The 24491-nt window shown below is 63.3% G+C and carries 24 protein-coding genes; 13 read left to right on the top strand and 11 right to left on the bottom strand.

What is annotated here, in order from left to right:
• Positions 1-187: 187 nt before the first annotated feature.
• From EK23_RS08970 to EK23_RS08960, 3 genes are read left to right on the top strand one after another with little or no spacing between them, the layout of a single operon-like run.
• Positions 188-2650 (top strand): sugar phosphate nucleotidyltransferase, encoded by a 2463-nt coding sequence (locus EK23_RS08970; protein ID WP_052808057.1) that lies wholly within the window; start codon positions 188-190, stop codon positions 2648-2650.
• Positions 2647-3465 (top strand): HAD-IIB family hydrolase, encoded by an 819-nt coding sequence (locus EK23_RS08965; RefSeq protein ID WP_045225021.1) that lies wholly within the window; start codon positions 2647-2649, stop codon positions 3463-3465. Before EK23_RS08970 ends, EK23_RS08965 begins: the two co-directional genes overlap by 4 nt.
• Positions 3466-3469: 4 nt before the next feature.
• Positions 3470-4720, top strand: coding sequence for a glycosyltransferase (locus EK23_RS08960; RefSeq protein WP_045225020.1), 1251 nt, complete (start codon positions 3470-3472; stop codon positions 4718-4720).
• 167 nt (positions 4721-4887) lie between these two features.
• Here the strand turns inward: EK23_RS08960 and groL are convergent, their stop codons facing one another.
• Both groL and groES read right to left on the bottom strand, forming a co-directional pair.
• Complete coding sequence (gene groL / locus EK23_RS08955) at positions 4888-6528, bottom strand: chaperonin GroEL (RefSeq protein ID WP_045225019.1); 1641 nt, start codon at positions 6526-6528, stop codon at positions 4888-4890.
• A gap of 49 nt (positions 6529-6577) precedes the next feature.
• Positions 6578-6868, bottom strand: a complete 291-nt coding sequence (groES, locus tag EK23_RS08950) for a co-chaperone GroES (protein WP_045225018.1) — start codon at positions 6866-6868, stop codon at positions 6578-6580.
• A gap of 263 nt (positions 6869-7131) precedes the next feature.
• Between groES and EK23_RS08945 the strand changes: the two genes are divergently transcribed.
• From EK23_RS08945 to EK23_RS08925, 4 genes are all read left to right on the top strand, one after another.
• The gene (locus EK23_RS08945) at positions 7132-7587 is read left to right on the top strand and encodes a CBS domain-containing protein (RefSeq protein ID WP_045225017.1); all 456 of its coding nucleotides are present in this window, start codon (positions 7132-7134) and stop codon (positions 7585-7587) included.
• Positions 7588-7612: 25 nt separating this feature from the next.
• Positions 7613-8482: an arsenate reductase (glutaredoxin) gene (gene arsC, locus EK23_RS24670; protein ID WP_200892129.1), complete on the top strand. Its 870-nt coding sequence runs from the start codon at positions 7613-7615 to the stop codon at positions 8480-8482.
• A gap of 85 nt (positions 8483-8567) precedes the next feature.
• Positions 8568-9254, top strand: coding sequence for a DUF4410 domain-containing protein (locus EK23_RS08930; RefSeq protein WP_045225130.1), 687 nt, complete (start codon positions 8568-8570; stop codon positions 9252-9254).
• A 31-nt stretch (positions 9255-9285) separates the two neighbouring features.
• Positions 9286-10380, top strand: a complete 1095-nt coding sequence (locus tag EK23_RS08925; protein ID WP_045225016.1) for a hypothetical protein — start codon at positions 9286-9288, stop codon at positions 10378-10380.
• Positions 10381-10426: 46 nt separating this feature from the next.
• On the opposite strand, the gene EK23_RS08920 is transcribed toward EK23_RS08925, so the two are convergent.
• Both EK23_RS08920 and EK23_RS08915 read right to left on the bottom strand, forming a co-directional pair.
• Positions 10427-11176 (bottom strand): HAD family hydrolase, encoded by a 750-nt coding sequence (locus EK23_RS08920; protein WP_045225015.1) that lies wholly within the window; start codon positions 11174-11176, stop codon positions 10427-10429.
• Positions 11177-11231: 55 nt separating this feature from the next.
• Positions 11232-12695 (bottom strand): protein adenylyltransferase SelO, encoded by a 1464-nt coding sequence (locus EK23_RS08915; protein ID WP_045225014.1) that lies wholly within the window; start codon positions 12693-12695, stop codon positions 11232-11234.
• Positions 12696-13067: 372 nt separating this feature from the next.
• On the opposite strand from EK23_RS08915, the gene EK23_RS08910 reads away from it, so the two are divergent.
• Positions 13068-13463 carry a Rieske (2Fe-2S) protein gene (locus tag EK23_RS08910; protein ID WP_045225013.1) on the top strand — a complete coding sequence of 132 codons (396 nt, stop codon included), beginning with the start codon at positions 13068-13070 and terminating at the stop codon, positions 13461-13463.
• A 37-nt stretch (positions 13464-13500) separates the two neighbouring features.
• Here the strand turns inward: EK23_RS08910 and EK23_RS08905 are convergent, their stop codons facing one another.
• The 3 genes from EK23_RS08905 to EK23_RS08895 all read right to left on the bottom strand — a co-directional run bounded on the left by EK23_RS08905 (position 13501) and on the right by EK23_RS08895 (position 15080).
• Positions 13501-14310: an SDR family NAD(P)-dependent oxidoreductase gene (locus EK23_RS08905; protein WP_045225012.1), complete on the bottom strand. Its 810-nt coding sequence runs from the start codon at positions 14308-14310 to the stop codon at positions 13501-13503.
• Between the two features lie 116 nt (positions 14311-14426).
• Positions 14427-14675, bottom strand: a complete 249-nt coding sequence (locus EK23_RS08900) for a cysteine rich repeat-containing protein (RefSeq protein WP_200892128.1) — start codon at positions 14673-14675, stop codon at positions 14427-14429.
• A 132-nt stretch (positions 14676-14807) separates the two neighbouring features.
• A complete protein-coding gene (locus EK23_RS08895; protein WP_045225011.1) occupies positions 14808-15080 on the bottom strand; it encodes a hypothetical protein in 273 nt (90 codons plus the stop codon).
• 209 nt (positions 15081-15289) lie between these two features.
• Here EK23_RS08895 and EK23_RS08890 point away from each other — a divergent pair, with 209 nt between their 5' ends.
• Complete coding sequence (locus EK23_RS08890) at positions 15290-16084, top strand: cyclase family protein (RefSeq protein ID WP_045225010.1); 795 nt, start codon at positions 15290-15292, stop codon at positions 16082-16084.
• Positions 16085-16103: 19 nt separating this feature from the next.
• On the opposite strand, the gene EK23_RS08885 is transcribed toward EK23_RS08890, so the two are convergent.
• Positions 16104-16364, bottom strand: a complete 261-nt coding sequence (locus EK23_RS08885; protein ID WP_045225009.1) for a hypothetical protein — start codon at positions 16362-16364, stop codon at positions 16104-16106.
• 149 nt (positions 16365-16513) lie between these two features.
• Here EK23_RS08885 and EK23_RS08880 point away from each other — a divergent pair, with 149 nt between their 5' ends.
• Positions 16514-17014 carry an aminoacyl-tRNA deacylase gene (locus EK23_RS08880; protein WP_045225008.1) on the top strand — a complete coding sequence of 167 codons (501 nt, stop codon included), beginning with the start codon at positions 16514-16516 and terminating at the stop codon, positions 17012-17014.
• A 79-nt stretch (positions 17015-17093) separates the two neighbouring features.
• Here the strand turns inward: EK23_RS08880 and EK23_RS08875 are convergent, their stop codons facing one another.
• Entirely contained in the window at positions 17094-18152 is a 1059-nt protein-coding gene (locus EK23_RS08875) for an SPM autocatalytic domain-containing protein (RefSeq protein WP_045225007.1), read from the bottom strand.
• A gap of 130 nt (positions 18153-18282) precedes the next feature.
• Between EK23_RS08875 and EK23_RS08870 the strand changes: the two genes are divergently transcribed.
• Positions 18283-18948, top strand: a complete 666-nt coding sequence (locus EK23_RS08870) for an alpha/beta hydrolase (RefSeq protein ID WP_045225006.1) — start codon at positions 18283-18285, stop codon at positions 18946-18948.
• Between the two features lie 49 nt (positions 18949-18997).
• Here EK23_RS08870 and EK23_RS08865 read toward each other — a convergent pair whose 3' ends face one another.
• Positions 18998-20689 carry an ABC transporter ATP-binding protein/permease gene (locus tag EK23_RS08865; RefSeq protein ID WP_045225005.1) on the bottom strand — a complete coding sequence of 564 codons (1692 nt, stop codon included), beginning with the start codon at positions 20687-20689 and terminating at the stop codon, positions 18998-19000.
• A 349-nt stretch (positions 20690-21038) separates the two neighbouring features.
• Here EK23_RS08865 and EK23_RS08855 point away from each other — a divergent pair, with 349 nt between their 5' ends.
• On the top strand, positions 21039-21914 hold the full coding sequence (locus EK23_RS08855; RefSeq protein ID WP_045225003.1) for a carbohydrate kinase family protein: 876 nt from the start codon (positions 21039-21041) through the stop codon (positions 21912-21914).
• A 234-nt stretch (positions 21915-22148) separates the two neighbouring features.
• Entirely contained in the window at positions 22149-22499 is a 351-nt protein-coding gene (locus EK23_RS08850) for a hypothetical protein (RefSeq protein ID WP_045225002.1), read from the top strand.
• A 109-nt stretch (positions 22500-22608) separates the two neighbouring features.
• On the opposite strand, the gene glmS is transcribed toward EK23_RS08850, so the two are convergent.
• Positions 22609-24441: a glutamine--fructose-6-phosphate transaminase (isomerizing) gene (gene glmS, locus EK23_RS08845; protein ID WP_045225001.1), complete on the bottom strand. Its 1833-nt coding sequence runs from the start codon at positions 24439-24441 to the stop codon at positions 22609-22611.
• Positions 24442-24491: the final 50 nt, after the last annotated feature.

Below are 24491 nucleotides of genomic sequence, written 5' to 3'. Positions count from 1 at the left end.
GAGTACGCCGCTCCATCATTACAACTCAAAGTATTACACGAGAATTCTTCGCCTGCAGTCTCCACACTGGAAACTTACAATAGCGTGAATTCAGACACAATCCGTTAAACTCCTCGCTTGACAAGAAAAATTCTGTCGTTTGAAATCAAAAATATTTCGCCCACAACCGACTTGCGGAACCGAGCCAATGAAGGCAGTCATTCTCGCCGGCGGACAAGGCACGCGCCTGAGGCCGCTGACGGAAAACATCCCCAAGCCCATGGCCAATCTGCTGGGACGTCCCCTGATGGAGCACATCGTGCTGCACTTGCGCCGGCACGGCTTCACCAGCCTGATGGCGACCCTGCACTACCGCCCCCGCGCCATCCGCGACCATTTCGGCGATGGCAGCGACTTGCAGGTGGACATGCGCTACACCCTGGAGCGCAGCCCCCTGGGCACCGCCGGTTCGGTGAAGCTGGGAGCGGACTTCCTGGACGAAACCTTCCTGGTGATCGCCGGCGATGCCCTCACCGATTTCGACCTGAGCGCCTTCTGGCGTTTCCATCAGAGCAGCGGCAATGCCGTCAGCCTCTGCCTCACGCGGGTACAGGAACCGGGGGAATTCGGCGTCGTGGCGATGGACGAGGAAGGCCGGGTCAGCCGTTTCCTGGAGAAACCCGGGGTCAGCGAAGTCTGCAGCGACACGGTGAATACCGGCATCTACCTGATCGAGCCGGAAGTCCTCAAGCGCATCCCGGACAACACCGCCTACGATTTCGCCGGCGACCTGTTTCCCGAACTGCTCGCAGAGGGCGTGCCGCTCGGCGCCTATGTGGCGGAGGGCTACTGGAGCGACATCGGTAACCTCGTGCAATTGAAGCAGTCCCACTGGGACTTCCTGGATGGCCGCCTGCGCCTGCCCCTGAGCGGTCACCAGATCGCCGACAGGGTCTGGGTGGGCAATGGCGCCCGCATCGCCCCGGACGCTGAACTGATCGCCCCCTGCTGGATCGGTGACAACGCCCGTATCCGCCCCCAGGCCAAGATCGGCCCCTATAGCGTCATCTGCCCGGACGCGGAGATCGACGCCCGCGCCACCGTGACCCGCGGGATCGTGATGAACAACAGCTTCATCGGTGAAGCCAGCGACCTGCGCAACTGCATTATCGCCAACGACAATATCCTCGAAGCGCACTGCGAGGTGACCGACGAGTCAGTGATAGGCGCCCACTGCCATCTCGGCCGGCAGGTGTCGGTGCTGCCCGGCGTACTAGTTTGGCCGGACAAGGAGGTGGACAGCCACAGCACCCTCAAGGAGAACCTGGTCTGGGAATCCCTGCTGCGGCCCTCCATCTTTGCCTCACGAGGCGTCAATGGCCTGGCCAATCTGCACATCACGCCGGAATTCGCAGTCAGCCTGGGCAAGGCGTTCGGCAGCTCCCTGGGACGCGGCACGCGCGTCACAGTGGGCCGCGACAACCACGCCTTCTCGCGCATCATCAAGCGCGCCTTCATCTCGGGACTCCTGGCGGTCGGGGTGAGCGTGGAAGACCTGGAGGAAACCAGCGTGCCGGAAACCTGCTTCATCACCGGCTTCAGCCGCCACACCGATGGCGGCGCGTACATCCGCATGTCGGACAGCCACGCCAGCGTCTCCGTCATCGAATTGTTCGACAGCGACGGGCTGCCCCTGGTCCGGCAGACCCGACGCAAGATCGAAGCGGTATTTTTCCGCGGCGAATTCCCCAAGGTGGCGGTGGACAGCGTGGGGAACCTTACCTATCCGGGCCGGGTGAATGAACGCTATCTGGAACACATCGAGCAGTTCCTCCACAGAGACGCGCTGCGCCCCTGGCATGACCGAGTGCTCCACTACTGCCCCTTTTTCAGCCTGGCGCACATCCTTACCGAGCTCCTCGGCAGCAGCCGGATTCCCGGCCTGGGCGAGCAAGCGGACGAGCGCTGGCCCACATCGCCCGTGCCCTACGAGCGAATCGCCAGCGCCGCCGAACTCAACCACAAGATCGCCATGGTGATTGAAAAGCACGGCGAACAACTCACCCTGGTGGACGAAGTGGGCGCCGTGCACCGTCCCCAGCGAACCCAGGAACTGCTGGCGGCCGCCTTCATCCTCAGCGCCCCGGCCGACGATCCCGTGTTTCTGCCCCCGGACCATCCGGAATTCCTCGACCAGTTGGCCGAGGCGAACGGGCGGCCCGTCGTAATAACCCACAAGGACGCCGGCGCGCAGGTGCACGCCGTGCTGTCCAGCACCCGGCACAACGAAGCCTGGCTGCATCTGACCCATTACTATCTAGGCTACGGCGCGGTAGCGGGCGCGCTGCGGCTGCTGGAATATCTGGGTAGTCGGAATCTGTCCTTGCACGAGTTCGAGCGCCAGGTTCCCTTGAGCTACCGCCGCAGCATGTCGATCCCCTGCCCCTGGGGGGAGATGGGCAGGGTGATGCGCGAACTCGGCGAACTCCCCGAGGCCCAGCGCGAATCGATCCCCGAGGGCCTGCGCCTGGCGCTGGAGTTCGGCTGGGTCTACGTCCTGCCGAGCTCCGACCTGCCGCAACTGGAAATCACCCTGGAAGCCCCCAACGCCACCCTGCTCGCGACCCTGGAAAGCGAGGTGAATCAACGCCTGCGCAGGGTAGCGCCATGAAATTCCTGTTCGCCTCCGATCTGGATGGCACTTTGCTGCCCAACACGGGCGCACCCAAGGCACCGGGCTGCCTGGATCGAACCCGCTATTTGCTGCAACACCTGCAGGATGCCGGCATTCCCGTCTGCTATGTGACCGGAAGACACCTGGCCTTGGGCCGCGAAGGCGTCCAGGCATTCGGGCTCCCCAATCCAGATATCTGGGTATGCAACGTAGGCACGGAGATCCACGACGGTGCCGGCACGCCCGACATGGAATGGCAGACCCGGCTCGGCGCGCCACTGGACAGCCAGGCCTTGCTCGGCGCGCTGGCCGATATTGCCGAACTGAGCCCGCAGGAAAAGGCAAAGCAGGGACCGCATAAGCTGAGCTTCTACTACCCGCGTCCCGCCTGCCCGGACCTGCAGAGAGACATCGTCCGGCGACTTGCCGACACGGACAAGCGCCTGCAACTCATCGTCAGCACCGAGGAAGGCAGCGGCAGGGCGCTGCTGGACATCGTTCCCGGCCGGGCCGGCAAGCGCAACGCGGTGGCCTACCTGGCGAGGCGCCTTGGCGTGCGCACGGGGGACGTGTTCTTTGCCGGCGACTCCGGCAACGACCTGGACCTGCTGATCTCGGGCGTACGCGGGACCTTGGTGGGAAATACGCCGGAAGACGTCGTATCGCAGTGGCTGAGAGGCCAGACATCGGGGTCGCGCTGCTATTTCGCGCGCGCCGCTTACGGCGATGGCGTGATCGAAGGGCTCCGCCATTATCGGCTCTGGCCCTTGCCCGAACAGGCACAGCAAGCCGCGCGGCGGCAAGCGCACTAGGTTCATGCGCATCGCCTTCTTCTGCCCCCACAGCGACCCCCTGGCGGCTACCGGCGAGCCGGATGCCGGCGGCCAATGCCTCTACGAGGCCCAGGTGGCGGCGCAACTGGCAGCCCAGGGTCATGAATTGCGCGCCTTCACCCGCCATTGGGGCGACAAGCCTCCCCAGGAGGCCATCGCGGCGGGTGCCGACGTCTTTCGCATCGCCATGGGGCCCGAAGGCTTTTTGCGCAAGGAGGACCTGGGGCCCCACCTGCCCGCCTTCGTGGCCGAGGTGCTGCAGGAGCATGGGCCTTGGTTGGCCGACGCCGACGTGTTCCATGGCCACTACTGGGACGGCGGCGCAGCGGCGCTCATGGCGAGCCTCGCCCTGGGCAAGCCGCTGGTGTTCACCAGCCATTCCCTGGGCGCGCTCAAGCGCGACCGCCTACCCGACGAAACGCCCGATGGCTCGCAGTTTCGCTATGACCTGCGCGTCCGCGCCGAAAGCCGGATACTGGCGGCGGCGGACACGGTCATCGCCCTGAGCGGAAATGAAAGAGAGGCCCTCACCGGCCGTTACGGCTGCGCGCCCGGCAAGATCGCGATCGTGCCCGGCGGCGTGGACGTGGAAAGCTTCTCGCCCTGCGCCGACAAGCGCGCCTTGCAGCGCCAACTGGGCTATGACACGGACTTCATGCTGTTCAGCGCTGGGCGCCTCGACCCGCGCAAGGGGTTTCTGGAACTGCTGGAGGCGGTGGACGTCGTAGCGCAGCGTTTGAGCCAAACGGGTCAGACCGTCACCTTTTGCCTTCCGACTGGCCCCGCGCGGCCCAACCCCGAGGAACGAGCCTATCGCGATGCCCTGCGCAAACGCGCCGGCGAACTGGGCATCGAGCGGCATATCCACTGGTTCCAGCGCCTGGACGATGAGGCGCTCAAGGCCCATTACCGCGCCGCCGACCTGTTCCTCTGCCCCTCCCACTATGAACCCTTCGGCCTGGTGCTGGTGGAAGCCTTCGCCTCGGGCACGCCGGTGGTGGCTACCTGCCACGGTGGTCCGGTCGACATCGTCAGTCCAGGGGTCGATGGGTTTCTGGCGAACCCCCTGGACCCGGAGGAGTTCGGCGGACGCATCGCCGAGTTCCTGTTGGCGCCGGAGGCTCAGCGCCAGACCATGGGCAAGGCAGCCCACGGCAAGGCGCACAAGCGCTACGCCTGGACCTCCGTGGCGCAAGCGATTGCCGGAACGTACGAGGCCCTGCTACCCGCTTAACACGGCTAAACACCCAAACTTCAGCACCCAGCCATGCAAAGCGTCACTCGCTGACTCCCAAAGCGCCAGAAGCATAAAGCCCCGCCCGGTTACCCGGACGAGGCTTTTCGATCTGGCTGTCGCCCGCTCGCGGAACGAGCGGGCTGGAGCAGATGGGACTGGCCTGATTACATCATGCCGTCCATGCCGCCCATGCCTCCCATGCCGCCGCCCGGCATCGGGCTCTCGTCCTTCGGCTCCTCGGCCACCATCGCTTCGGTGGTGATCATCAGGCCGGAAACGGAAGCGGCATTCTGCAGCGCGGTGCGGGTGACTTTCGCCGGGTCCAGGATGCCCATGGCAACCATATCGCCATACTCACCGGTAGCCGCGTTATAACCGAAATTGCCGGTACCCTCGGCAACCTTGGCGCAGACCACGGAGGCCTCGTCGCCGGCGTTGCTGACGATCTGGCGCAGCGGCTCTTCCATGGCGCGGCGGGCAATGCTGATGCCCACATCCTGGTCGTGGTTGATACCCTTCAGCTCCTTGATCTTCTGCAGAACACGGATCAGGGCCACGCCGCCGCCAGGAACGATACCCTCTTCAACAGCAGCGCGGGTAGCGTGCAGGGCGTCTTCCACGCGGGCCTTCTTTTCCTTCATCTCGACTTCGGTGGCAGCGCCCACCTTGATCACCGCAACGCCGCCTGCCAACTTGGCCAGACGCTCCTGCAGCTTTTCCTTGTCGTAGTCGGAAGTGGTGTCATCCATCTGCTTGCGGATCTGCTGCACACGGCCAGCGATCTTGTCGTGGCTGCCGGCGCCGTCGATGATGGTGGTGTTCTCCTTGCTGACCTGGACCTTCTTCGCAGTGCCCAGCTCGTTCAGGGTGGCCTTCTCAAGGCTCAGACCCACGTCTTCGGAGATCACGGTGCCACCGGTGAGGATGGCGATGTCTTCCAGCATGGCCTTGCGGCGGTCACCGAAGCCCGGAGCCTTGACAGCCGCGACCTTCACGATGCCGCGCATGGTGTTGACCACCAGGGTGGCCAGGGCTTCGCCTTCCACGTCCTCGGCGATGATCAGCAGGGAACGGCCGGCTTTCGCCACGCCTTCCAGAACCGGCAGCATCTCGCGGATGTTGGAGATCTTCTTCTCGTAGAGCAGGATGAAGGGATTCTCCAGCTCGGCGCTCATGCTCTGCTGGTTGTTGATGAAATAGGGAGACAGGTAGCCGCGGTCGAACTGCATGCCCTCCACGATGTCCAGCTGGTTTTCCAGACCGGAACCGTCCTCGACGGTGATGACGCCCTCTTTACCCACCTTGTCCATGGCGTCGGCGATGATCTTGCCGATGCTCTCGTCGGAGTTGGCGGAGATGGAGCCCACCTGGGCGATGGCGTTGCTGTCGGTGCAGGGCACGGACATTTCATGGATGGCTTCCACGGCGGCGGCCACGGCCTTGTCGATGCCGCGCTTCAGGTCCATGGGGTTCATGCCGGCGGCAACCGCCTTCAGGCCTTCATTGAGGATGGACTGCGCCAGCACGGTGGCGGTGGTGGTGCCGTCGCCGGCCACGTCGGAGGTCTGGGAAGCGACTTCCTTCACCATCTGCGCGCCCATGTTCTCGAACTTGTCTTTCAGTTCGACTTCCTTCGCGACGGAAACACCGTCCTTGGTCACGGTCGGCGCGCCGAAGCTCTTCTCCAGGACCACGTTGCGGCCCTTGGGGCCCAGGGTCACTTTCACCGCGGTGGCCAGAATATTGACGCCGCGCACCATGCGGGAACGAGCGTCATCACCGAATTTCACGTCTTTTGCTGCCATAGTATTACCTTGCTTGATTGAGTCAGTTGGTTCGGGGAACGGAGGTGGATCAGGCTTCGATCACGCCCATGATGTCTTCTTCGCGCATCACGACGATTTCCTCGCCATCCATCTTGACCTCGGTTCCGGCGTACTTGCCGAACAGCACCTTGTCACCGACCTTGACCTGGAGAGCACGGACCTGGCCGTTTTCCAGGATCTTGCCGTTGCCGACAGCGATAATTTCGCCACGCATCGGTTTCTCAGCGGCCGAGTCCGGGATCACGATCCCGCCGGCGGTGGTGCGCTCTTCTTCCAGACGCTTGACAATTACACGGTCATGTAACGGACGAATTTTCATCGGGTTCTCCTGTTTAGATGAAGCAAAAAATCGGGATTCCTGGAGCGCCGGCGGCCTGCCTGTTAGCACTCGCTCAATGCGAGTGCCAATAATAGCGGCCTGATGATGCTTGTCAAGGGTTTCGGCCCGCGCGGCGCCGCGTCAGTCCTGCCAGATATGAGGCGCCTGTCGCGGATTTCAAGAGCCGTTTCGGAGCGAATCAGCGCCGGACTGCAATCCGGGTTAAAATATCCGCCCACAATGAACCTTCTCCCGGAGCCCTTATGTCTGTCGGCCAATTCTGTAACCGCAATACCGTCGTCATCAGCAAGGAGGATTCCATCGTCGAAGCGGCCAAGCTGATGCGGCAGCATCACATCGGCAGTCTGGTCGTGGTGGAAAAGCAGGCGGGAGGCGGCAAGCCCATCGGTATCGTCACCGACCGCGACCTGGTCATCGAAGTGCTGGCCGCGCAAATCGGTCCCGAAGATGTCACCATCGGCGATATCATGAGCTTCGAACTGGTTACCGCCCACGAACAGGACGGCCTTTACGAGACACTGAAAAACATGCATGCCAAGGGCGTGCGCCGGGTTCCCGTGGTGGATTCCTCGGGCGCCGTGGTAGGCATCCTGTCCTGGGACGACATCCTGGAAGTGATGGCGACCCAGTTGACCGAACTCTCCAAGCTCGCAGCCAGCGAACGCCAGCGCGAAAGCAAGGTTCGTCCTCCCGTCTGAGGCGTGGTGCCGAGGTCCCGGGCGCGTGATTTCGGTCAGCAACGACCCTGGGCTGTCACCCGCCGGCAAAATAACCATCGGCTGGCGGGAATGGATCCGGCTGGACGGACTCGGACTGCCGCCCATGCAGGCCAAGATCGATACGGGCGCCCGCACTTCCTCCCTGGGCGCGTTCGATCTTGAGCCCTTCCAGCGCGCCGGCGATGACTGGGTCCGTTTTAAAGTCCACCCGGCGCGCCGCAACCGCAAGCGTCTTTGCCAGTGCGAGGCGCGTGTCGTTGACCGCCGCCGCGTGAGTGACTCCGGCGGTCACCGCGCACTGCGCTATGTGATCCAGTCCGACATCACCCTCGGATCGCATTCCTGGCCCATTGAACTGACCCTGAACAACCGCGAAACCATGATGTTCCGCGTGCTGCTGGGGCGGAGCGCCCTGGCGGAACGCTTTATAATCGACCCGGCGCGCTCCTACTGCGCGGGCCACCGCCCGCATCGGGAGACGATCGCGCAGACGCGGCCATTCCCTACACCCGGCACGGAGACACGCATGAGCATCACCATCTACCACAACCCCCGTTGCAGCAAGTCCCGCTCGACTTTGCAGATCCTGCAGGACAAAGGGCTGGCACCGGATGTGGTCGAATATCTAAAGACCGCCCCAAGCGCGGCGCGGCTGGAGGAAATTCTGGCCCTGCTTGGCATGGAACCGCGAGAGTTGATGCGCACGGGTGAAAGCATCTACAAGGAACTGGGCCTGGACAGCAAGGACCTGACCCGCCAGGCTCTGATCCAGGCCATGGTGGACAACCCCATCCTGATCGAGCGCCCCATCGTCATTGCCGACGGCAAGGCCGTCATCGGCCGCCCCCCCGAGAAGGTGCTGGAAATACTTTAACTGAACCGGATCGCCAGTGTTCGCCTATCGATTTACAGTCTGCCTGCTGGCACTGCTTACATTGACGACAGCTGGCTGCCGCGTCTTGAATCGCAGCGCCACCGGCGGCATCGAGGTCGCTCAGGAGAGCCCGCACGCCGCACTACCCCAAGCGCTACCGAGCCAGGTCTATGTCACGGACTTTCAGCTGGATTCCGCCAACTTTCATCCCGATGAGGGCGCTCGCGGCCTGCTGCCCGGGCTCATGCACCGGCCCCTGGCCGAGGCGGGCAATGGCATGCCCACGCCGCTGGGCAGCGGCGACCCCGCGCAGAGCGCCGCGACCATCGTCAGCGGCCTGGCGCAGGACCTCACCCAGGAACTGCAGGCTCAGGGCGTCAACGCCGTGCGTCTGTCCGGCGGCCAGTACGGGCGACCTTCGCAAGGGTGGCTGATCCAAGGAGTTTTTCTCGACGTGGACGAAGGCAACCGCATCAAGCGCGCGGTCATGGGGTTCGGCAAAGGCTCCACGCAGATGGAAATCCAGGTTACGGTCAGCGATCTGCAAAGCCAGCATAGCGCGGCGCCGTTCGCCGTTTTCGGGACGTCGAAGGATGGGAGCAAAATGCCTGGCGCCATCGTGTCCAAGAACCCTTACGTCGCGGCAGCCAAGTTCGTTCTGGAGAAAAATGCCACGGGCAAGGATGTTTCCAACTCGGCCAAACAGATTGCCGGGGAATTCATGAAGCTCTGGCGGCAAGTGGAACAGGGTGGGAGCCATTCGAGCAACTGAGTCGTTCAGCGTTCTCGCGGGGTTTTGCCGCATGCGACAGACGCGCCGCGCCGCCATGAGGGTTTTCCTGCTCGCGGCAGCCGGCCTGCTGACCGGCTGCGATTCGTTTGGCCCCGACCGGCTCCGCGGAACTCACCCGCTTTACAATGAGGCCATTGTCGGCAGCATGAACGAGCAGTTCGTGCATAACGTGGTGCGCCTGCACTATCGCGACCCCGCCTTCTTCCTCGACGTGGCCAACGTGACCGCCACCCTCAAACTGGACATGAGCGCAGGGCTCGACCAGTCGGAAATCGGGCTGAACGGCGGCAGCGACCTCATCAAGTACAGCCTGGGCGCCGCCTATACCACCTCGCCAACCATCTCCTACACGCCCTTGCAGGGAGAAGGCTTCGTCAAGAGCCTGCTCAGCCCCATCTCCATCGAAACCCTCTTTTCCCTGTCGGGCTCGGGCTGGAGTGCGAAACGCGTGTTCGGCATCTGCGTGGAACGGATCAATGGCATCGAGAATGCGCCCAGCGCCTCGGGACCCACGCCTGCCCGAGCCCCCAAACCTGACCGAGAATTTCGCCGCCTCGTAGATCTCGCCGAGGAGGTCAGCCGCGAACACCTGATCGTTCCGCAGGTCAATCCCGCGACCAAGGAACCGGAACTGCACGTGCTCTCGACCCCGGCCTACCGGGATCGCATTGCGGAGTTCAAGGCACTGCTGGGGCTGGACCCGGCGCGGGAGGTCTATCGCGTCACCAGCGATTTCACGAAAGCGGGGCCGGACACAATCTCCATCCGCACGCGTTCGCTGATGAGTATCTTCTTCTACCTGTCCCAGCATGTGGACGCGCCGAAAGCGCACGAGACGGCAGGCCTGGTGACCGTGACGCGCAATCCCGACGGAACCCAGTTCGACTGGGGCAGCACACCGGCCGGCAACGTGTTCCACGTTCGCCAGAGCGACGATCCGCCGGACATGGCTTTCCTGGCCGTTCCCTACCGGGGGCACTGGTTCTACCTGGCGGACAACGACCTGGAATCCAAGTCCACCTTCATGCTGCTGATGCAGTTGTTCCGACTGCAGGCAGGCGCCGCGAAATCCGTAGGACCGACCTTGACCATACCGGTGCGCTGAAACGCGGCGCCCTTCCCGTCATTCAGGAGGGTGGGTTTGGTCGCGCTCAGGATAGAAACTGGTCCAGTGGCTGACACGCGAAGCCATGAACCTGCGCGAGACGTTTGTCTTCCTCGCTGCTATAACCCCACAGGGCGAAGACCATCTGCACCGGCGCGAGTTCTGCCAGTTCCGCGGCTTTTTGGAGGGTAAGGAAGCGATCCTCGACAAACTGGATCATCTGGCCAGGATGTCTTTCCAACAGGAGTTTCAAGACCTCGCCCTTGCCGATGTTGCGATCCAGGCCGTAAATCCGCTCCGCATCCAGTTCGATGCCGTTGGCCTTAAAGATCATCTCCACGAAACGCTCCTGCTTGGTGGTCGCGATGTACCATTCCCGCGTTTCGCCCAACTTGGTCAGCTTCTCCGCGACACCCGGATAAAGCGGATTCTCCGACACCCAACCGGCGCCGTCCTCGGCGATCCAGGCATCCCGTGTTGCGCCGAACAAGGTTTTGAGGCCCTCGCTGTCGATGCCGACTTGCGCCATCAAACGCGGAAATTCCCGCGTGTAGGTGTCGCAAAGGTTTGGAACGGACGCCCCCTGATGCAACATGCGCATGGCCAGGACCGCCTCGTAGCCGGTCTCGATGATGGGCCTGACCTGGCGAAAGGCTTCCACGTGCTCGGGTGGCACTTCCGCCGGCATGTCGCCCCAGAGCTGGCAGGCCGCCTTCCAGCCGGCAATGGCGGTCTCGATGGCGCTGTCGCAGATGACGCCGTCGAAGTCGAGGGCGTAAACGATCGAATCTTTCATGCAAATGGAGAAATCGGTCTGATGTTACAAAACTATCGTCCGGACGGATGGCACTTCAGGTTCCGCAAAAAGTCTTCTGCACCACTTCGTGGGGCTCGGGCGACCGGGTGAAATCGGCATTTGCCGAGCACTCGGTCCACGGGTCGGCAAGCGCCTGCAGAAGCCGATCCAAAGGCTCCAGATCACCCGCCACGGCCGCACTCAGCGCCGCCTCCACCCGGTGATTCCGCGGGATGACGTAGGGGTTCACCCGGCGCATTGCAGCCACACGCTCCTGCGGCGTGGCGGCTTCAACCGCCAGGCGTTCGCGCCACTGCGCCAGCCAGGCCTCGCACGGCTCGCTTTCGCCCCACTGCGCCCGGACCGGTTCGCAGTTGCCTTCGGCGGCATCGCACAGGGCGCGGAAGGTATTGGTGAAATCGGCACGGGCCTGAGCCATCGCCTGCAGCGAGCTATCGATCAGACCGGCATCCTCGGCGCACGCCTCCCGCAGCCCCAGTTTGGCGCGGAATCGCCGCAGGTAGGCTTTTTCGTAATGGCGCGCAAAGTCTATGACGATCTGCTCCGCCGCCTCAAGCGCCTTGTCGGCATCCGCATGCAGTAACGGCAGCAGACACTCGGCCAGGCGGGCGAGATTCCACTGTGCGATGGGCGGCTGATTGCTGTAGGCATAGCGCCCGTGACGGTCGATCGAGCTGTAGACCCGGTCCGGATGGAAATCGTCCATGAAGGCGCAGGGCCCGTAGTCGATGGTCTCGCCAGTGATGGACATATTGTCCGTATTCATGACGCCGTGAATGAAGCCAACCCCCAGCCATTGCGCGACCAGTTCCGCCTGCCGCTCTGCCACCGCCGCCAGCAGAGTTCGGTAGGGCTGATCGGACTGGCTTGCCTCGGGGTAATGGCGGCCGATCACGTAATCGGCCAGCTGCTTGAGTCCATCTGTGTCACCCCGCGCCCGGAAATACTCGAAGGTGCCGACACGCACATGGCTGCGCGCCACGCGGGTCAGCACGGCGCCAGGCAGCGTGGTCTCGCGGAAAACCGGCTCGCCGGTGGCCACGGCGGCCAGGGAGCGTGTCGTCGGTATGGCGAAAGCGTGCATGGCTTCGCTGATGATGAACTCGCGCAGTACCGGCCCCAGCCAGGCGCGCCCGTCACCGCCGCGGGAAAAGGGCGTGCGCCCGGAACCCTTCAGATGGATATCGAAGCGGTCGCCGCCTGGAGTAAGTATCTCGCCCAGCAAGATGGCGCGGCCGTCACCCAACTGCGGCACGAAGCCGCCGAACTGGTGTCCCGCATAGGCCATGGCCAGGGGTTCCGCGCCTTCGGGTACCCGATTCCCGCCGAGCACCGCCACGCCGTCGGGCGAACGCAAGGCGTCGGGGTCCAAACCCAATTGGCGGGCAAGCACCTCGTTGAGACGGACCAGCCGCGGCTGTACCACGGGCTCCGGCGGCAGTTGGGCGTAGAAGCGCTCCGGCAGGCGCGCATAGGTGTTGTCGAAGGAAAAGGGCATGGGATTTCCGGGCTGGCGAATGACGCGAGCAATCTGGGTTCGGCGAGGACTTAGGCCAGTTAGGTTACCAAAGTTCCGTGCCCTTGCGCGCTGCCAGACTGTTTACCCGCGCGCGCAGAAATCCTGCCGGCTTGGGTTGCCCCTCGGCATACGTCCCGCCCTACCTCACTGCTTGAAGGCTTCGCGACAAAGATTGTCGGCTTTCGCTCGCTTTCCCCTCGCAGCCTTCCGGAAGAGTTCGGGTAATTCGCCGCCAGATAAGGGAAAAGTGGGTGCTCGGGGCAGAAGTTTCGGCTGGTACCGGAATTGCTTCAAGCCCTTAAGCGGCGCCACGCGCGTTCGAATTGACCCTCCAAACCTGGACGACCCCTTATGAGCGAGCTGTTTGCAATTTGCCGTACCAACGAAATCGAGGAAGAGCAGGGCCATGGATTCTGCCTGGCGATACGCACGGAAACCGGCGAATCCAAGCCGTGGCACATCCTGATCACCCGCAAGGGCAGCCGGTTCTTCGGATTCGAGAATGCCTGCCCCCATACCGGCAACCGGCTGGATGTCACGCCGGGAGAATTCATGGATGAGGACAGAAACTTCCTAACCTGCGGGCGACACCGCGCGCAATTCGATATCGACACGGGGCGCTGCTTCATCGGGCCCTGCCAGGGTCAGAGCCTCAAGCCCGTGATGCTGGTGATCGACGATGGCGATGTCTGCGTGACCGGTATCGACCTCGCCGACGAGGACGGACTGGATCTGGACGCGGGCTGATAGCTCGGCGGGCGCTTGATGTCAGGCGCCCGGGGGGCTAGCGCTCGCCCAGACCGAAACTTCGTTTGATGGCACGGGCTGTCAGCCACAACTTCAAGCGTCCGCCACCGAGCCGGCCCATCACCGCCATCAGGCGGTTGAGCCGGCCGGGCACGCAGCGAATTTTGCCGCTCCTCAAGGCACAGAGGGCCGCATCGACCACCGCCTCGGCGGTCTGCATGGTTGAAGTTTCGAGAATCGCCGCATTGCTCAGACCCGCGGCCTGGAAGAAGTGCGTGCGGGTCGCGCCGGGACACAGCGCCAGAATGCGGATAGGCGTGCCGAAACACTCCGCCGCGACCGCCTCGGAGAAGGACAGCAGAAACGCCTTGCTGGCGCCGTAGACCGCGAGATAAGGCGTCGGCTGAAACGCCGCCATGGACACGACATTGATGATTTCGCCCTGCCCCGCATCGCGCATATCGGCAAGAAACAGGTGGGTCAGTTCCACCGGTGCCTGGACATTGAGGCTGATCATCCCGCGGTAGTCTTCCAGCGGATGTCCGAGCAAATCACCGAATCGGCCCATGCCGGCATTGTTCACCAGCAAGGCCACCGGCCAGCCATGGCTCTTGCACGCAGCATGGATTTCCCTCGCCGCCCCGGCTTGGGTGAGGTCGGCAACCAGCACATGGACCGGAATCCCGTAGTGCCGGCTCAGTTCATCCTTGAGTGTCTCCAAGCTTTCCCTGTCCCGGGCGACGAGGATCAGGGGCTGATGCTCGGAGGCCAGACGCTTTGCAAACGCCGCGCCGATCCCGCGGCTCGCGCCGGTGATGAGAGCGTAATGCGCTTGGGTGGACGCCATGCTTGGGCTTTGTCGGTTTGCCCGAGGAGTGCCGGATCAGCCGCTACCCGATCCAGGAACCGCCTTGATTCCAGGGACCCGCACTGAAACCCTCAGGCTGCCGAGGCCGGCAGCGACTATTTGGACTGCTTCAGTTTCTGCAGGGCCTGGGCGCAGCCCACGCTCATCTGCTCCTTGTTCGCCATGAGGCAAGCCTTGATCCTGCCTTCTCCCGGCTGCACGTTCGCACAAAGCCGCTCCACATCAGCCTTGCAGTAGGTGCGGAGCGCCTGCATTTCCGCTGGATCCATGCCCCCCATCCCGAGGGCGAAACCTGCTGTGGACGCGAACGTCAGCATGGCAATAACGAACAAGCGACATTTCATGGCACTGTCTCCTCGTGGTAGTGTCTCGCCGGGCGCGGTCGAAGATGCAAACAGTCGTCGATTCCATGGCCCCGGACAAAAACGGGGCGGCCCTTGGAGCCGCCCCTCGACCGTCTGCGGCCCCAAGGGACCTTATTCTGCGGGAATTCGTTCCTTGACGGAAGCCAGTTGCATCTGCAGGTCCGCGATCTGCTTGCGCAGGTCCGCCACCTCGGCGGGCGTGGCCCCCGTCGGCGACCTCGCGATGCTGCCGCGGGCGCCCTGATTGGTGTAGGCAGGCGAAGCACTAGTGTCCGATTTCGGCTGAACACTGGACCGGCCCATGGCGTGAACCGGGCTCAGGGGCAAAACAACCAGAATGAGCGCGGCAGCGGCGAAAACAGCATGAACGGTTTGAATTGGCATGAGTCCACTCCTTCTTCCATTGTATGTGTGTGACAAGCGCTTTAGCCCCGAATGGATGCCCCTGGGCATCCGGATCATGATCGCTCGGGGTTGGACTCTATACTCGGTGATTAAGCACCTCAATTCAGTTCATGATTAACCAAGTCCGTGTGAAGTATTCACGCCAGCCAAACCTATTGAGGCGCTACCGGATACCTTCCGCCGCGCTGATGTTGATCTTGAGCGCCTGCGGCCCGCAGCCCGTGCGGGAGCGCGGTGACGGACTGTGGCCGGTCTATGAGGGTGCTTTGAAATATGCTCGCTATATTGATCTAACCCACGCCATGACGCCTTCCATGCCGGTCTGGAAGGGTTTCGGCCCATCCCGGTTCGGACCGGCCAGCGACCCCGCGACCGGCCGCCCATATCGCTATGGAAGCGACGGCTTCGAGGCGACCCACTACGATCTGAGTACCGATCAACTGGGCACCCAACTCGATCCTCCCGCGCACTGGGCGCCCGAATTTCCGGCCATCGACGAGTTACCCGCCACCTTCGAGGCGAGGCACGGACGCATTCCGGAAGGTGCCGTGGTTATGGTTCGCAGCGATTGGTCCAAGGCCTGGCCCTATCCGCGTCTGGCGGCGCAAACCCGCTTTCCCGGCGTATCCCTCGCGGCCCTGCAGTGGCTGCACACGCAGCGGCACATCCTGATGCATGGCCATGAGCCCCTGGATACCGACAGCACACCCACGCTGGAAGGGGAGCATTGGCTGATGCACCAAGGCTACGCCCAGGCCGAAGGCGTGGCCCACCTGGACCAGGTGCCGGAGACCGGCTGCCTCGTCAGCATCGGCTATGCGAAATTCAAGGGCGGGTTGGGCGGCTACGCCCGCTACATCGCCATCTGCCCCGAGGACTCGGCCCATGGCCTCACCATCCGGGAAGAGCCCGGCGCCCCGCTGCCAAAACTGGAAAAGCCGCTGAGATGGGATCCCGACTCAGGCGTGCGGGTGCGAAGATGACTCTATCCGCAGCGGCGCTTCAAATGGAGTCGCTACCGGGAAGACCCTCCCGGTATTCGGTCCAGACCCGGATCATGTGCTCCGCGATTTCCCTGGCTTCGGCGTGGGACAGCGCGTCGTCGTGCCAGGAGCCGTCGGCCTGGGTGTGAATCACGTCGTCATACCCGGTGGTGATGCGCCAGCCGCCACCCGAGGCGACCAGGCTGATGCCGATATTCGGACCGAGACAATGTATCTCCCGTCCGCTTGATAAGATGATTCTGTGTCTGGCTGTCTGCATGGCGAGCGGTGTAGGGTTGAACCTGGATTGTTGCGCTGCCGATACTATACGCCGACGCCGGCGCGCTGGACCTTAGGCCCCGGTAAACCGAGTATTCACCCTGTCGCAGACCGGCTTGACCTTGTGCTGACCGACCCAGGAGAGACGACATGAGCGAAACCGTCCAATCACCCGTCGCCGAACTGTTGCAAAGCCGCGGTATTTCCTTTGAACAGATCGTGATTCCCCTGTCCCCGGACAAGAAGCCGATCCGGGCGCTGGAGGAAATTTTGGACGAACACGGTTATCGGCCCGGTTCCGTGGTGCGCAGCATCCTGTTTCGCACCGATGCCCGGCGCTATGTGCTGCTGGCCATCGCCGGCTTGAACAAGGCGGACTGGGGCGTGCTGCGCAAGCACCTGAACGAGCGGCGCTTGACCCTGGCGGAACCTCCGGAAGTGGCAGAGCAGACGGGAAGCGTCATCGGCGCGGTGCCGCCGCTGGCGCTCCCCGAAGCGATTCAGGTGCTGGCGGATGAATCGCTTCGGGATTTCGACAAGATCATCATCGGCAGCGGCGTTTTGGGCTATGCCTTCGGCCTGGCCGGCGCCGACCTCTGTGATCTCATGGAATTGTCGGATTTCGGGCGCTTCGGTAAAGCGCCTGAATGATCAAAGTTGATGATTTCGGGGGAGCAATCGCGATGTGCAAGCGCAACGCACGCGCCGACTCCTCGAATACAAGCGCTCATCAAGCAGTGAAGTCCAACTGCTGGACGGTTCCAGCCTCTCCCGATTCGGACAGAAAAAAGCCCGCGGAAACCGCATTCGCCAACAGCGCGTTCTGCGCATCCTTCACGGCGAAAGGCGCTGCCAGGTGGCCCACATAGATGGCGCCCACCCCTTTCTGGCCGAGCGCCAGCAGTTGCTGACTGCCGTCCTCGCCACGCATCCACAGGCGCAGCCGGTCATAGATGCTGTCACCGGCGTCGATGAATTGGTTACCGTCCTCGTCCCACGCGGCCAGTTCGGCGAAACCATTGCCGGTCCGTGGGCCAAACAGCTCGCTGCCGTCGTTGACCGCGCCATCGCCATTGCGGTCCAGGGCCAGAAAAGCGCTCTGGGGACCGAGCCAGGCGATCTGGTCCAGGCGTCCGTCGGTATCCAGATCGAAGTTGAAGCGGGTCTCGGTCAATTCCGCGGCTTTTCCGCCAAAATTCAGAACCAGTGGATCGATCGCCTTGGCGTCGCCTGCCCGCACCTGCACCCGTTGTTCGGAGTAGAACTCGCGGGTCATGTTCAATGACACCGAGAAATTGATGGCCTGGCCATCGTCGGTGTTGATGACGCCCTCGGCCGAAAACGACAGGGACTCGTACTCGTAGTGGCTGGCGGAATAATCATATTCAAGACCCCAGCCAGCACTGGGAGCGGGCTGGCTTTGCGGAACGTCCTCCGGCACCGGCACCTCGCCGCCGCTCATGGCTTTGGCCAGTTCCGACGGATCGAAGATCTCGAAGTCCCGACCGGTCAAGGCCTTCACCATCATCTTGACGATGGTGGCCTTGAGGGAATCCACCGTGTCCATCTCGCAGCCATCGTCGAGCTTTGCACACTGGCGCGTCGGCGCGGCGTCACGTACTTGAGGCGATAGGGTCAACAGATCCTGCCGCATGCCCTGGCGCGCAGACCGGCCTTCGAAATCAGGGCGCCTTTCGCCCACCCAGGTCTTGAGGCTGGATTGCTCCGTGATACGGGTTTGCGCGATATGCTGGGCCGCCAGGTTCAGCTTGGCATTTTCGATTTTCATGGCCGGGACTCCGCGAGTGTTTTTCCCTATAGCGGCGGACGGCACCCGCCTTTGATGCCAACGCACTTTTTTGAAACCGAGAGGACGATTGATAAGATGGAGCCTCCCCACTACAGGCATCCCCATCGACATGCTTCCCACCGTTGAAATCAATCCCAAGGGGCCGGTCACGGCCGTGGTCATCTGGCTGCATGGCCTGGGCGCGGACGGCCACGATTTCGAGCCCATCGTCCATGAACTCGACCTGCCGCCGGACCACGGCGTGCGCTTCGTGTTTCCCCATGCGCCCCACCGGCCGATCACCATCAATGGCGGTTTCGTAATGCGCGCCTGGTATGACATCGCATCCCCGGCGCTGGACGGCACCGTGGACGAGAAAGGCATATTGGAGTCGGAACGGCAGGTGGAAGAACTGCTGGAAGCGGAAATCGCCAAAGGCGTGCCGAGCGGGCGTATCATCCTGGCGGGCTTTTCCCAGGGCGGTGTCATCGCCCTGGGCCTGGCGACCAAACGCCGCCCTGCCGTCGGCGGCGCGCTGGTGCTCTCTTCCTACGTGGCCCTGCCCCAGCATCTGCCGGATGCGCAGGACGCACTTCCCCTGTTCATCGCCCACGGCACCCAGGACACCATGGTGCCCTACGCCCTGGGCGAGCGCAGCCGCGACCTTCTGGTGGAAAAAGGCTACCAGCCGTCCTGGCACGCCTATCCCATGCCCCACGCCGTGTGCGGGCAGGAAATCGACGACATCGGCCAATGGTTGTCGGCCGCATTGGCCAGCAACCCACAGCCCGGCTGAACAAGCCAGAGCCGGCCCTTGAATCAGGCCGAAGCCATCGCATAAAGACTCAGGAAACGATGGCCAGGTCGCCGCCCAAAGTCAGCTGCCGGTCGTGGTAGGCTTCCAGCGTGGTGCGATGTGCCACGCTGACCACGGTGCAGCGCGGCAAGCTATCCATGACGAGTTGGTACAGATGGGCCTCGGTGGCGTTGTCCAAGGCGCTGCTTGATTCGTCCATGAACAGGATGTCCGGTTTGTATAGCAGGGCGCGCGCGAAGGCCAGGCGCTGCTGCTCACCCGGCGAAAGCCGCTGTGCCCAGCGCGCCGATTCCTGCAGCTTGTCTTTCAAATGGGGCAGTTTGCAGGAGTCCAGCACTCGGGCGCAGGTAGCGTCGTCCACGGCATCCGCAGGGGCCGGGTAGGTCAGTGCTTCCTTCAGGGGACCATCGGGAAGGTAGTTCTTCTGTGGCATGAACATGAGCCTGGCCCGCTTCGGGATGCTGATTTTTCCCCGACCGAAAGGCCACAAGCCCGCGATGGCGCGCAGGAGCGTGCTCTTGCCGCAACCCGAGGGGCCACGGATCAGCCAGCGCTCGCCCGGTGCAAAATTCAAGTCGCCCACTGCCGCGAGGGCCTTTCCGTCCGGAAGGCTGAGCGCCACGTCCTCGCCCTGGACGGCGCTGATCCCTGCCTCCAGTTCCGCACGGATGCCCAAAGGCAATGGCGTGTCGATGGCTGCGTTCATGCCCGTGAGTCGTTGCACCACCGCCGACAGATTGAACAGTTCGCTATAGGAGCGTGCGAACCAGGCGATGGCCCCGGCCGTCGCGGAGAACGCGGCAATATCCTGACTCAGGGTGCCGATGGAGGTTTCCCCCGACAGGACCTTGGGCGCCAGGGCCAGGACGGGCACCAGCACCGAGATGATGCTGAAACCGCCGCTGGCCATGTTCAGAAACACATGGAAGCGCATGAGATCGAACCAGTTGCGCCGTATTTCGTCGAACAAGCGCCACAGCCGCTGCTGCTCCACGGATTCGCCGCGATAAAGCGCAATTTGTTCCGATGCATCGCGCACCTTCGCCAGGGCGAAGCGGAAATCGGCCTCCACCTTGTGCTGCTCCACGGTCACGCCGGACAGCTTGTGGCCCGCCAGGTGGGTCACCCCCGTCTGCAGGATACCCCAGACGAGGGCGACCCAGAACATATAGCCGGGGATGGTGAAGGCGCTCCCGTCCAGCAAGAAGCTCACGGAGCCGGCGCTTTGCCAGAGAATCCAGCCCATGGAGCCCAAGGTTCCCAGATTGGTCAGGAAGTCCAGGGACAAGCTGATCATCAAGCGCCCGTACTCAGTAATGTCCTGGGTCACGCGCTGATCGGGGTTATCCACCAGATTGTCGCGCTCGATGCGATAGAAGGTCTGGCCACGCAGCCAGCGGCCCACCAGGTCGTCGGTGAGGTGCTTGCGCCATTTGATCTGCAAGGCCTGCTCCAGATAGCTGCGCAATACCATGACTGCGACGATCAGCACGATGGAGAAAAACAGCATGCCCATGCTATGCCAGAAGGCAGGCGCGTTATGGTCCTGGAGGGCGTCGTAAAAGCCCTTTTGGAGTTGGGTCTCCCAGGCGACCAGTCCTGTTACGGCCGATATCAGTACCACCAGCACCAGCAACAGCAGCCATGCCGACCGGCGGTCAGGCGAGTGAAACCAGAATGGGATGGCGAGTTGAAAGGTTTGCCTGGTTCTCGTTGCCATGGAGACTCCTTAACGTGGGAGCCCCATTCTAGCTTGGTGAATCTGTTATTGATTAGGCCCAAAATACCCTCATGGTATTTCGGGCCGACGGGGCATCCGTGCCCCGCATTAACCCGGCCACTAAGGGCCGGGCTAAAAAGTCCCCGCGGCGCGCGATCTGCAGCGCTTCAATCAATTGATGAGCCACTGGCATTTTCTCGTCCAGCTGTGCGTGTAAGTCGAGGCCACGTCTTTCGATATTCGAAAGGCCGGAATACCATTCCACGGTTTGCTCGCCTCTCGTGCCCGCGAGCACGCGCAGCCACTGGCGCCACACGTGGTCCGACCGCCATTCGAGCCTGAGTCAACGATGATCCGTCGATTCCTCTGTCTGGGCAGCCTCAACGTGGACATCACCTTCCCCGTGGAGCGGATGCCGGCCGAGCACGAGAAGCTCCGCTGTCCGGAGGCCTATTTGAGTTTCGGCGGCGGTGCGGCCAACACGGCACACTGGCTGGCGTGGTTTGGCCACCGCGTGGACATGCTCGGCTGTGTCGGCGCCGACCCCTTCGGCGATCTGGCAATCCAGGCGCTGGCCGATGCCGGCGTTGGCACGGAATGGGTTCAGCGTGCACCGGAAATCCTGTCAGGCATGGCGGCGATTTTCGTCAATCCCCGCAGCAAGCGCATGGTCAGCTCCGGCGGCGCCAATCTCCGCTTCGATCCACGCGCGGTTCCGATGAATGTCTTCGCGCCCGGCCTGCACCTGCATGTGGCGACTTCCCTGCTGGATCGAGTCCTGCCCCTGGCGCGATTGGCCAAGTCGCGCGGCGCGACGGTCTCCGCCGACCTGGATGACGCGCCCTCTGCCGAACTGTCAGCCTGTCTGGACTGGCTCTTCATGAATCACAGCAGCCTCAAGCGCTGGACCGGATCGGACGATCCCGAAGCAACGCGCGGACTTCTCGCAGCCGGCACGCATCTGGCAGTGACCTGCGGTGCCGAAGGGGCCTGGGTGCTGGGCGCGGATGGCGCAGAGTTCCACCCGGCTTTTCCGGTGGAGGTCATCGACCGCACAGGTGGCGGCGACGCGTTCGCCGCCGGCTTCCTGCATGGCCTTGCCGGCGGGTTTCCAGTCACGGAATGTCTGCGCGATGGCCTGTGGCTGGCTTCCCGGGTCATTGCCCTGCCGGGCAGCCGGCCCGACCTTGGCGCGTCCGGCGACGCTGCGCAAGCTCCCGCCTAGCTCCCCAGCGCGCGCCCACGGCGCGATGGGCAACTCGTCCACGCCCCACTACGTGGATGTACGGCTGCGACCCGCAGCCAGAAATTCGATCCTAGGGCTCGTCCTTTGACGCTCATCCGGTGCCGGATTCGAGGGAACTCCTTCACCGGCTAGACACCCGAGCCCGGCCGCAAGCGTGGTCACGCTCCGCGCAAGCCTCGTTGTGAAAACTAATCCATGAGGGAGGATCAACCGATGTTCAGATCAATCACAATCCGCCAACTCTTCCTGGTCAGCATCTTGATGATCGGCGCCAGCCCGTGCGCCTGGGCCGCGCCCAATCTATGGTGGGACCATTTCGAAGCGCCGACCCCTGATCAAGGCCAGTGCGTCAAACAGGCGGTCAGCCTCATGACCGCCCAGCAGGCCGGACAAATCACCAGTTCGGCCGATTCCGTCCGCGCCTGGAGCGAGAAGACCGTGGGCGTCGCCGAGTGCATTCCCTTCGGCGACAAACTGGTCATCGCGGTCCTGGTGAGCAGTTCCGACGTGGACGCCGGCAGTGCGCTGTTCAATGCCCTGAAGGCGGGGATGATGAAGAAGTAGGGACGAAGCGCCTGGACTTGGGTGCAGTCGCCGGAACGTGACGGCGGGGCCGCTCGAACGATCGAGTCGGACCCCGGCGCGCCTCCCGCGTTGGCACACCCTGTTCGAGCTATTCCACCGTCACCGACTTCGCCAGGTTGCGCGGCTGATCCACGTCAGTGCCCTTGATCAGGGCGACGTGGTAGGCCAGCAGTTGCAGCGGAATGGTGTAGACGATAGGGGCAACCACTTCGTCCACTTCGGCGACGCGCAGGATGTTGACATTGGGCACGCTCTCCATGGGCGCATCCACGTCGGCGAAAACGTAAAGCTGGCCGCCGCGCGCCTGCACTTCCTGCAGGTTGGACTTGAGTTTCTCCAGCAGTTCGTTGTTGGGCGCCACCGCCACCACCGGCATTTCCTCGTCGATCAGGGCCAGGGGACCGTGCTTGAGCTCGCCAGCGGGGTACGCCTCGGCATGGATGTATGAAATCTCCTTGAGCTTGAGCGCGCCTTCCATGGCCACCGGGTACTGCGCGCCGCGGCCCAGGTACAAGGAATGCTGCTTGTCGCCGAAACGCTCGGCCCAGCGCTCGATATCCCCTTCCAGTTGCAGCACATGGCGGATCTGCGCGGGCAGGCCCTCCAACTGGCGCACGATCTTGGCTTCCACTTCCACCGTCATGCCATTGCGCCGGCCCAAGGCCACCACCAGCAGCAGCAGCGCGGTGAGCTGGGTGGTGAAGGCCTTGGTGGAGGCGACGCCGATCTCGGGGCCTGCACGGGTCATGAGGGTGGAGTCGGACTCGCGCACGATGGAGCTTTCCGGCACGTTGCAAATGGCCAGGGTGTGGGCGTAGCCCAAGGTCTTGGCGTCCTTCAGGGCCGCCAAGGTGTCGGCGGTTTCGCCCGATTGAGAAATGGTGACGAACAGGGTGCCGGGCGTCACCACGTTCTTGCGGTAGCGGAACTCGCTGGCCACCTCCACGTTACAGGGGAGCCCCGCGATGGATTCCATCCAGTACTTGCCCACCATGCCTGCGTGGTAGCTGGTGCCGCAGGCCACGATCTGCACGGACTTGACGTGCTCGAAGGCCTGCTCGGCGAGGGGCCCGAAGCCTGCCTCCAGCACATGGCCCGCATGCACGCGGCCGTCCAGGGTCTTTTCCACCGCCGTCGGCTGCTCGTGGATCTCCTTCTGCATGTAGTGGCGGTAATCGCCGCGCTCCACCGCATCGGCCACCAGCTTGGTCTCATTGACCGGGCGTTCCACCCGGGTGCCGGATTTGTCGTAGACGACTAGGCTGTCGGTGGCCAGATCCACCAGATCGCCGTCCTCCAGGTAGATGAAGCGCTGGGTTTCGCCCACCAGGGCGAATACGTCGGAAGCAATGAAGTTCTCGTCTTCGCCCAGGCCCACCACCAGCGGGCTGCCCTGGCGCGCCCCGATCAGGCGGCGCGGCTCCTGGCTGCTGATGACGCCGATGGCGTAGGCGCCGTGCAAAAGCGCCGTCGTCGCCTTGACCGCAGCCAGCAGGTCCATGCCCTGCTCCAGGAACTCGTGCACTTGATGCGCGATCACCTCGGTGTCGGTGTCGGAGGTGAACTGATAGCCCTTCTGCGTCAAGGTACGGCGCATTTCGTCGTGGTTCTCGATTATGCCGTTGTGCACCACCGCCACCGTGTCGCGGGACATGTGGGGGTGGGCATTGCGCTCCGAGGGCACGCCGTGGGTGGCCCAGCGGGTATGGGCGATGCCGATCTTGCCGTTCACCGGCGCCGTCTCCAGGTAAGCTTCCAACTCGCGGATCTTACCGGGACGGCGCGCGCGCAGCAGCTGGCCGAATTCGTCCAGGGCGGCGATGCCCGCCGAGTCATAGCCGCGGTATTCCAGGCGGCGCAGGCCTTCCAGGAGGACAGGGGTGACGGTGCGATGGGCGACTGCGCCTACGATTCCACACATGGATTACTCTCCTTTTCGGGGACTTGAATAGGGTTGGCCGGGACCGCAAA

The organism is Methyloterricola oryzae, assembly GCF_000934725.1.
In the GTDB taxonomy this organism is placed as follows: Bacteria; Pseudomonadota; Gammaproteobacteria; order Methylococcales; family Methylococcaceae; genus Methyloterricola; species Methyloterricola oryzae.
The sequence above is the reverse complement of the archived record's forward strand: the minus strand, read 5'-3'. Positions and strand labels throughout refer to the sequence as shown.

Excerpts from the sequence above, each read along its gene's own strand:
- EK23_RS08970 (WP_052808057.1), top strand. The coding sequence starts at position 188 with ATGAAGGCAGTCATTCTCGCCGGCGGACAAGGCACGCGCCTGAGGCCG.
- EK23_RS08965 (WP_045225021.1), top strand. The coding sequence starts at position 2,647 with ATGAAATTCCTGTTCGCCTCCGATCTGGATGGCACTTTGCTGCCCAAC.
- EK23_RS08960 (WP_045225020.1), top strand. The coding sequence starts at position 3,470 with ATGCGCATCGCCTTCTTCTGCCCCCACAGCGACCCCCTGGCGGCTACC.
- groL (WP_045225019.1), bottom strand. The coding sequence starts at position 6,528 with ATGGCAGCAAAAGACGTGAAATTCGGTGATGACGCTCGTTCCCGCATG.
- groES (WP_045225018.1), bottom strand. The coding sequence starts at position 6,868 with ATGAAAATTCGTCCGTTACATGACCGTGTAATTGTCAAGCGTCTGGAA.
- EK23_RS08945 (WP_045225017.1), top strand. The coding sequence starts at position 7,132 with ATGTCTGTCGGCCAATTCTGTAACCGCAATACCGTCGTCATCAGCAAG.
- EK23_RS08925 (WP_045225016.1), top strand. The coding sequence starts at position 9,286 with ATGCGACAGACGCGCCGCGCCGCCATGAGGGTTTTCCTGCTCGCGGCA.
- EK23_RS08920 (WP_045225015.1), bottom strand. The coding sequence starts at position 11,176 with ATGAAAGATTCGATCGTTTACGCCCTCGACTTCGACGGCGTCATCTGC.
- EK23_RS08915 (WP_045225014.1), bottom strand. The coding sequence starts at position 12,695 with ATGCCCTTTTCCTTCGACAACACCTATGCGCGCCTGCCGGAGCGCTTC.
- EK23_RS08910 (WP_045225013.1), top strand. The coding sequence starts at position 13,068 with ATGAGCGAGCTGTTTGCAATTTGCCGTACCAACGAAATCGAGGAAGAG.
- EK23_RS08905 (WP_045225012.1), bottom strand. The coding sequence starts at position 14,310 with ATGGCGTCCACCCAAGCGCATTACGCTCTCATCACCGGCGCGAGCCGC.
- EK23_RS08900 (WP_200892128.1), bottom strand. The coding sequence starts at position 14,675 with ATGAAATGTCGCTTGTTCGTTATTGCCATGCTGACGTTCGCGTCCACA.
- EK23_RS08895 (WP_045225011.1), bottom strand. The coding sequence starts at position 15,080 with ATGCCAATTCAAACCGTTCATGCTGTTTTCGCCGCTGCCGCGCTCATT.
- EK23_RS08890 (WP_045225010.1), top strand. The coding sequence starts at position 15,290 with ATGTTGATCTTGAGCGCCTGCGGCCCGCAGCCCGTGCGGGAGCGCGGT.
- EK23_RS08885 (WP_045225009.1), bottom strand. The coding sequence starts at position 16,364 with ATGCAGACAGCCAGACACAGAATCATCTTATCAAGCGGACGGGAGATA.
- EK23_RS08880 (WP_045225008.1), top strand. The coding sequence starts at position 16,514 with ATGAGCGAAACCGTCCAATCACCCGTCGCCGAACTGTTGCAAAGCCGC.
- EK23_RS08875 (WP_045225007.1), bottom strand. The coding sequence starts at position 18,152 with ATGAAAATCGAAAATGCCAAGCTGAACCTGGCGGCCCAGCATATCGCG.
- EK23_RS08870 (WP_045225006.1), top strand. The coding sequence starts at position 18,283 with ATGCTTCCCACCGTTGAAATCAATCCCAAGGGGCCGGTCACGGCCGTG.
- EK23_RS08865 (WP_045225005.1), bottom strand. The coding sequence starts at position 20,689 with ATGGCAACGAGAACCAGGCAAACCTTTCAACTCGCCATCCCATTCTGG.
- EK23_RS08855 (WP_045225003.1), top strand. The coding sequence starts at position 21,039 with ATGATCCGTCGATTCCTCTGTCTGGGCAGCCTCAACGTGGACATCACC.
- EK23_RS08850 (WP_045225002.1), top strand. The coding sequence starts at position 22,149 with ATGTTCAGATCAATCACAATCCGCCAACTCTTCCTGGTCAGCATCTTG.
- glmS (WP_045225001.1), bottom strand. The coding sequence starts at position 24,441 with ATGTGTGGAATCGTAGGCGCAGTCGCCCATCGCACCGTCACCCCTGTC.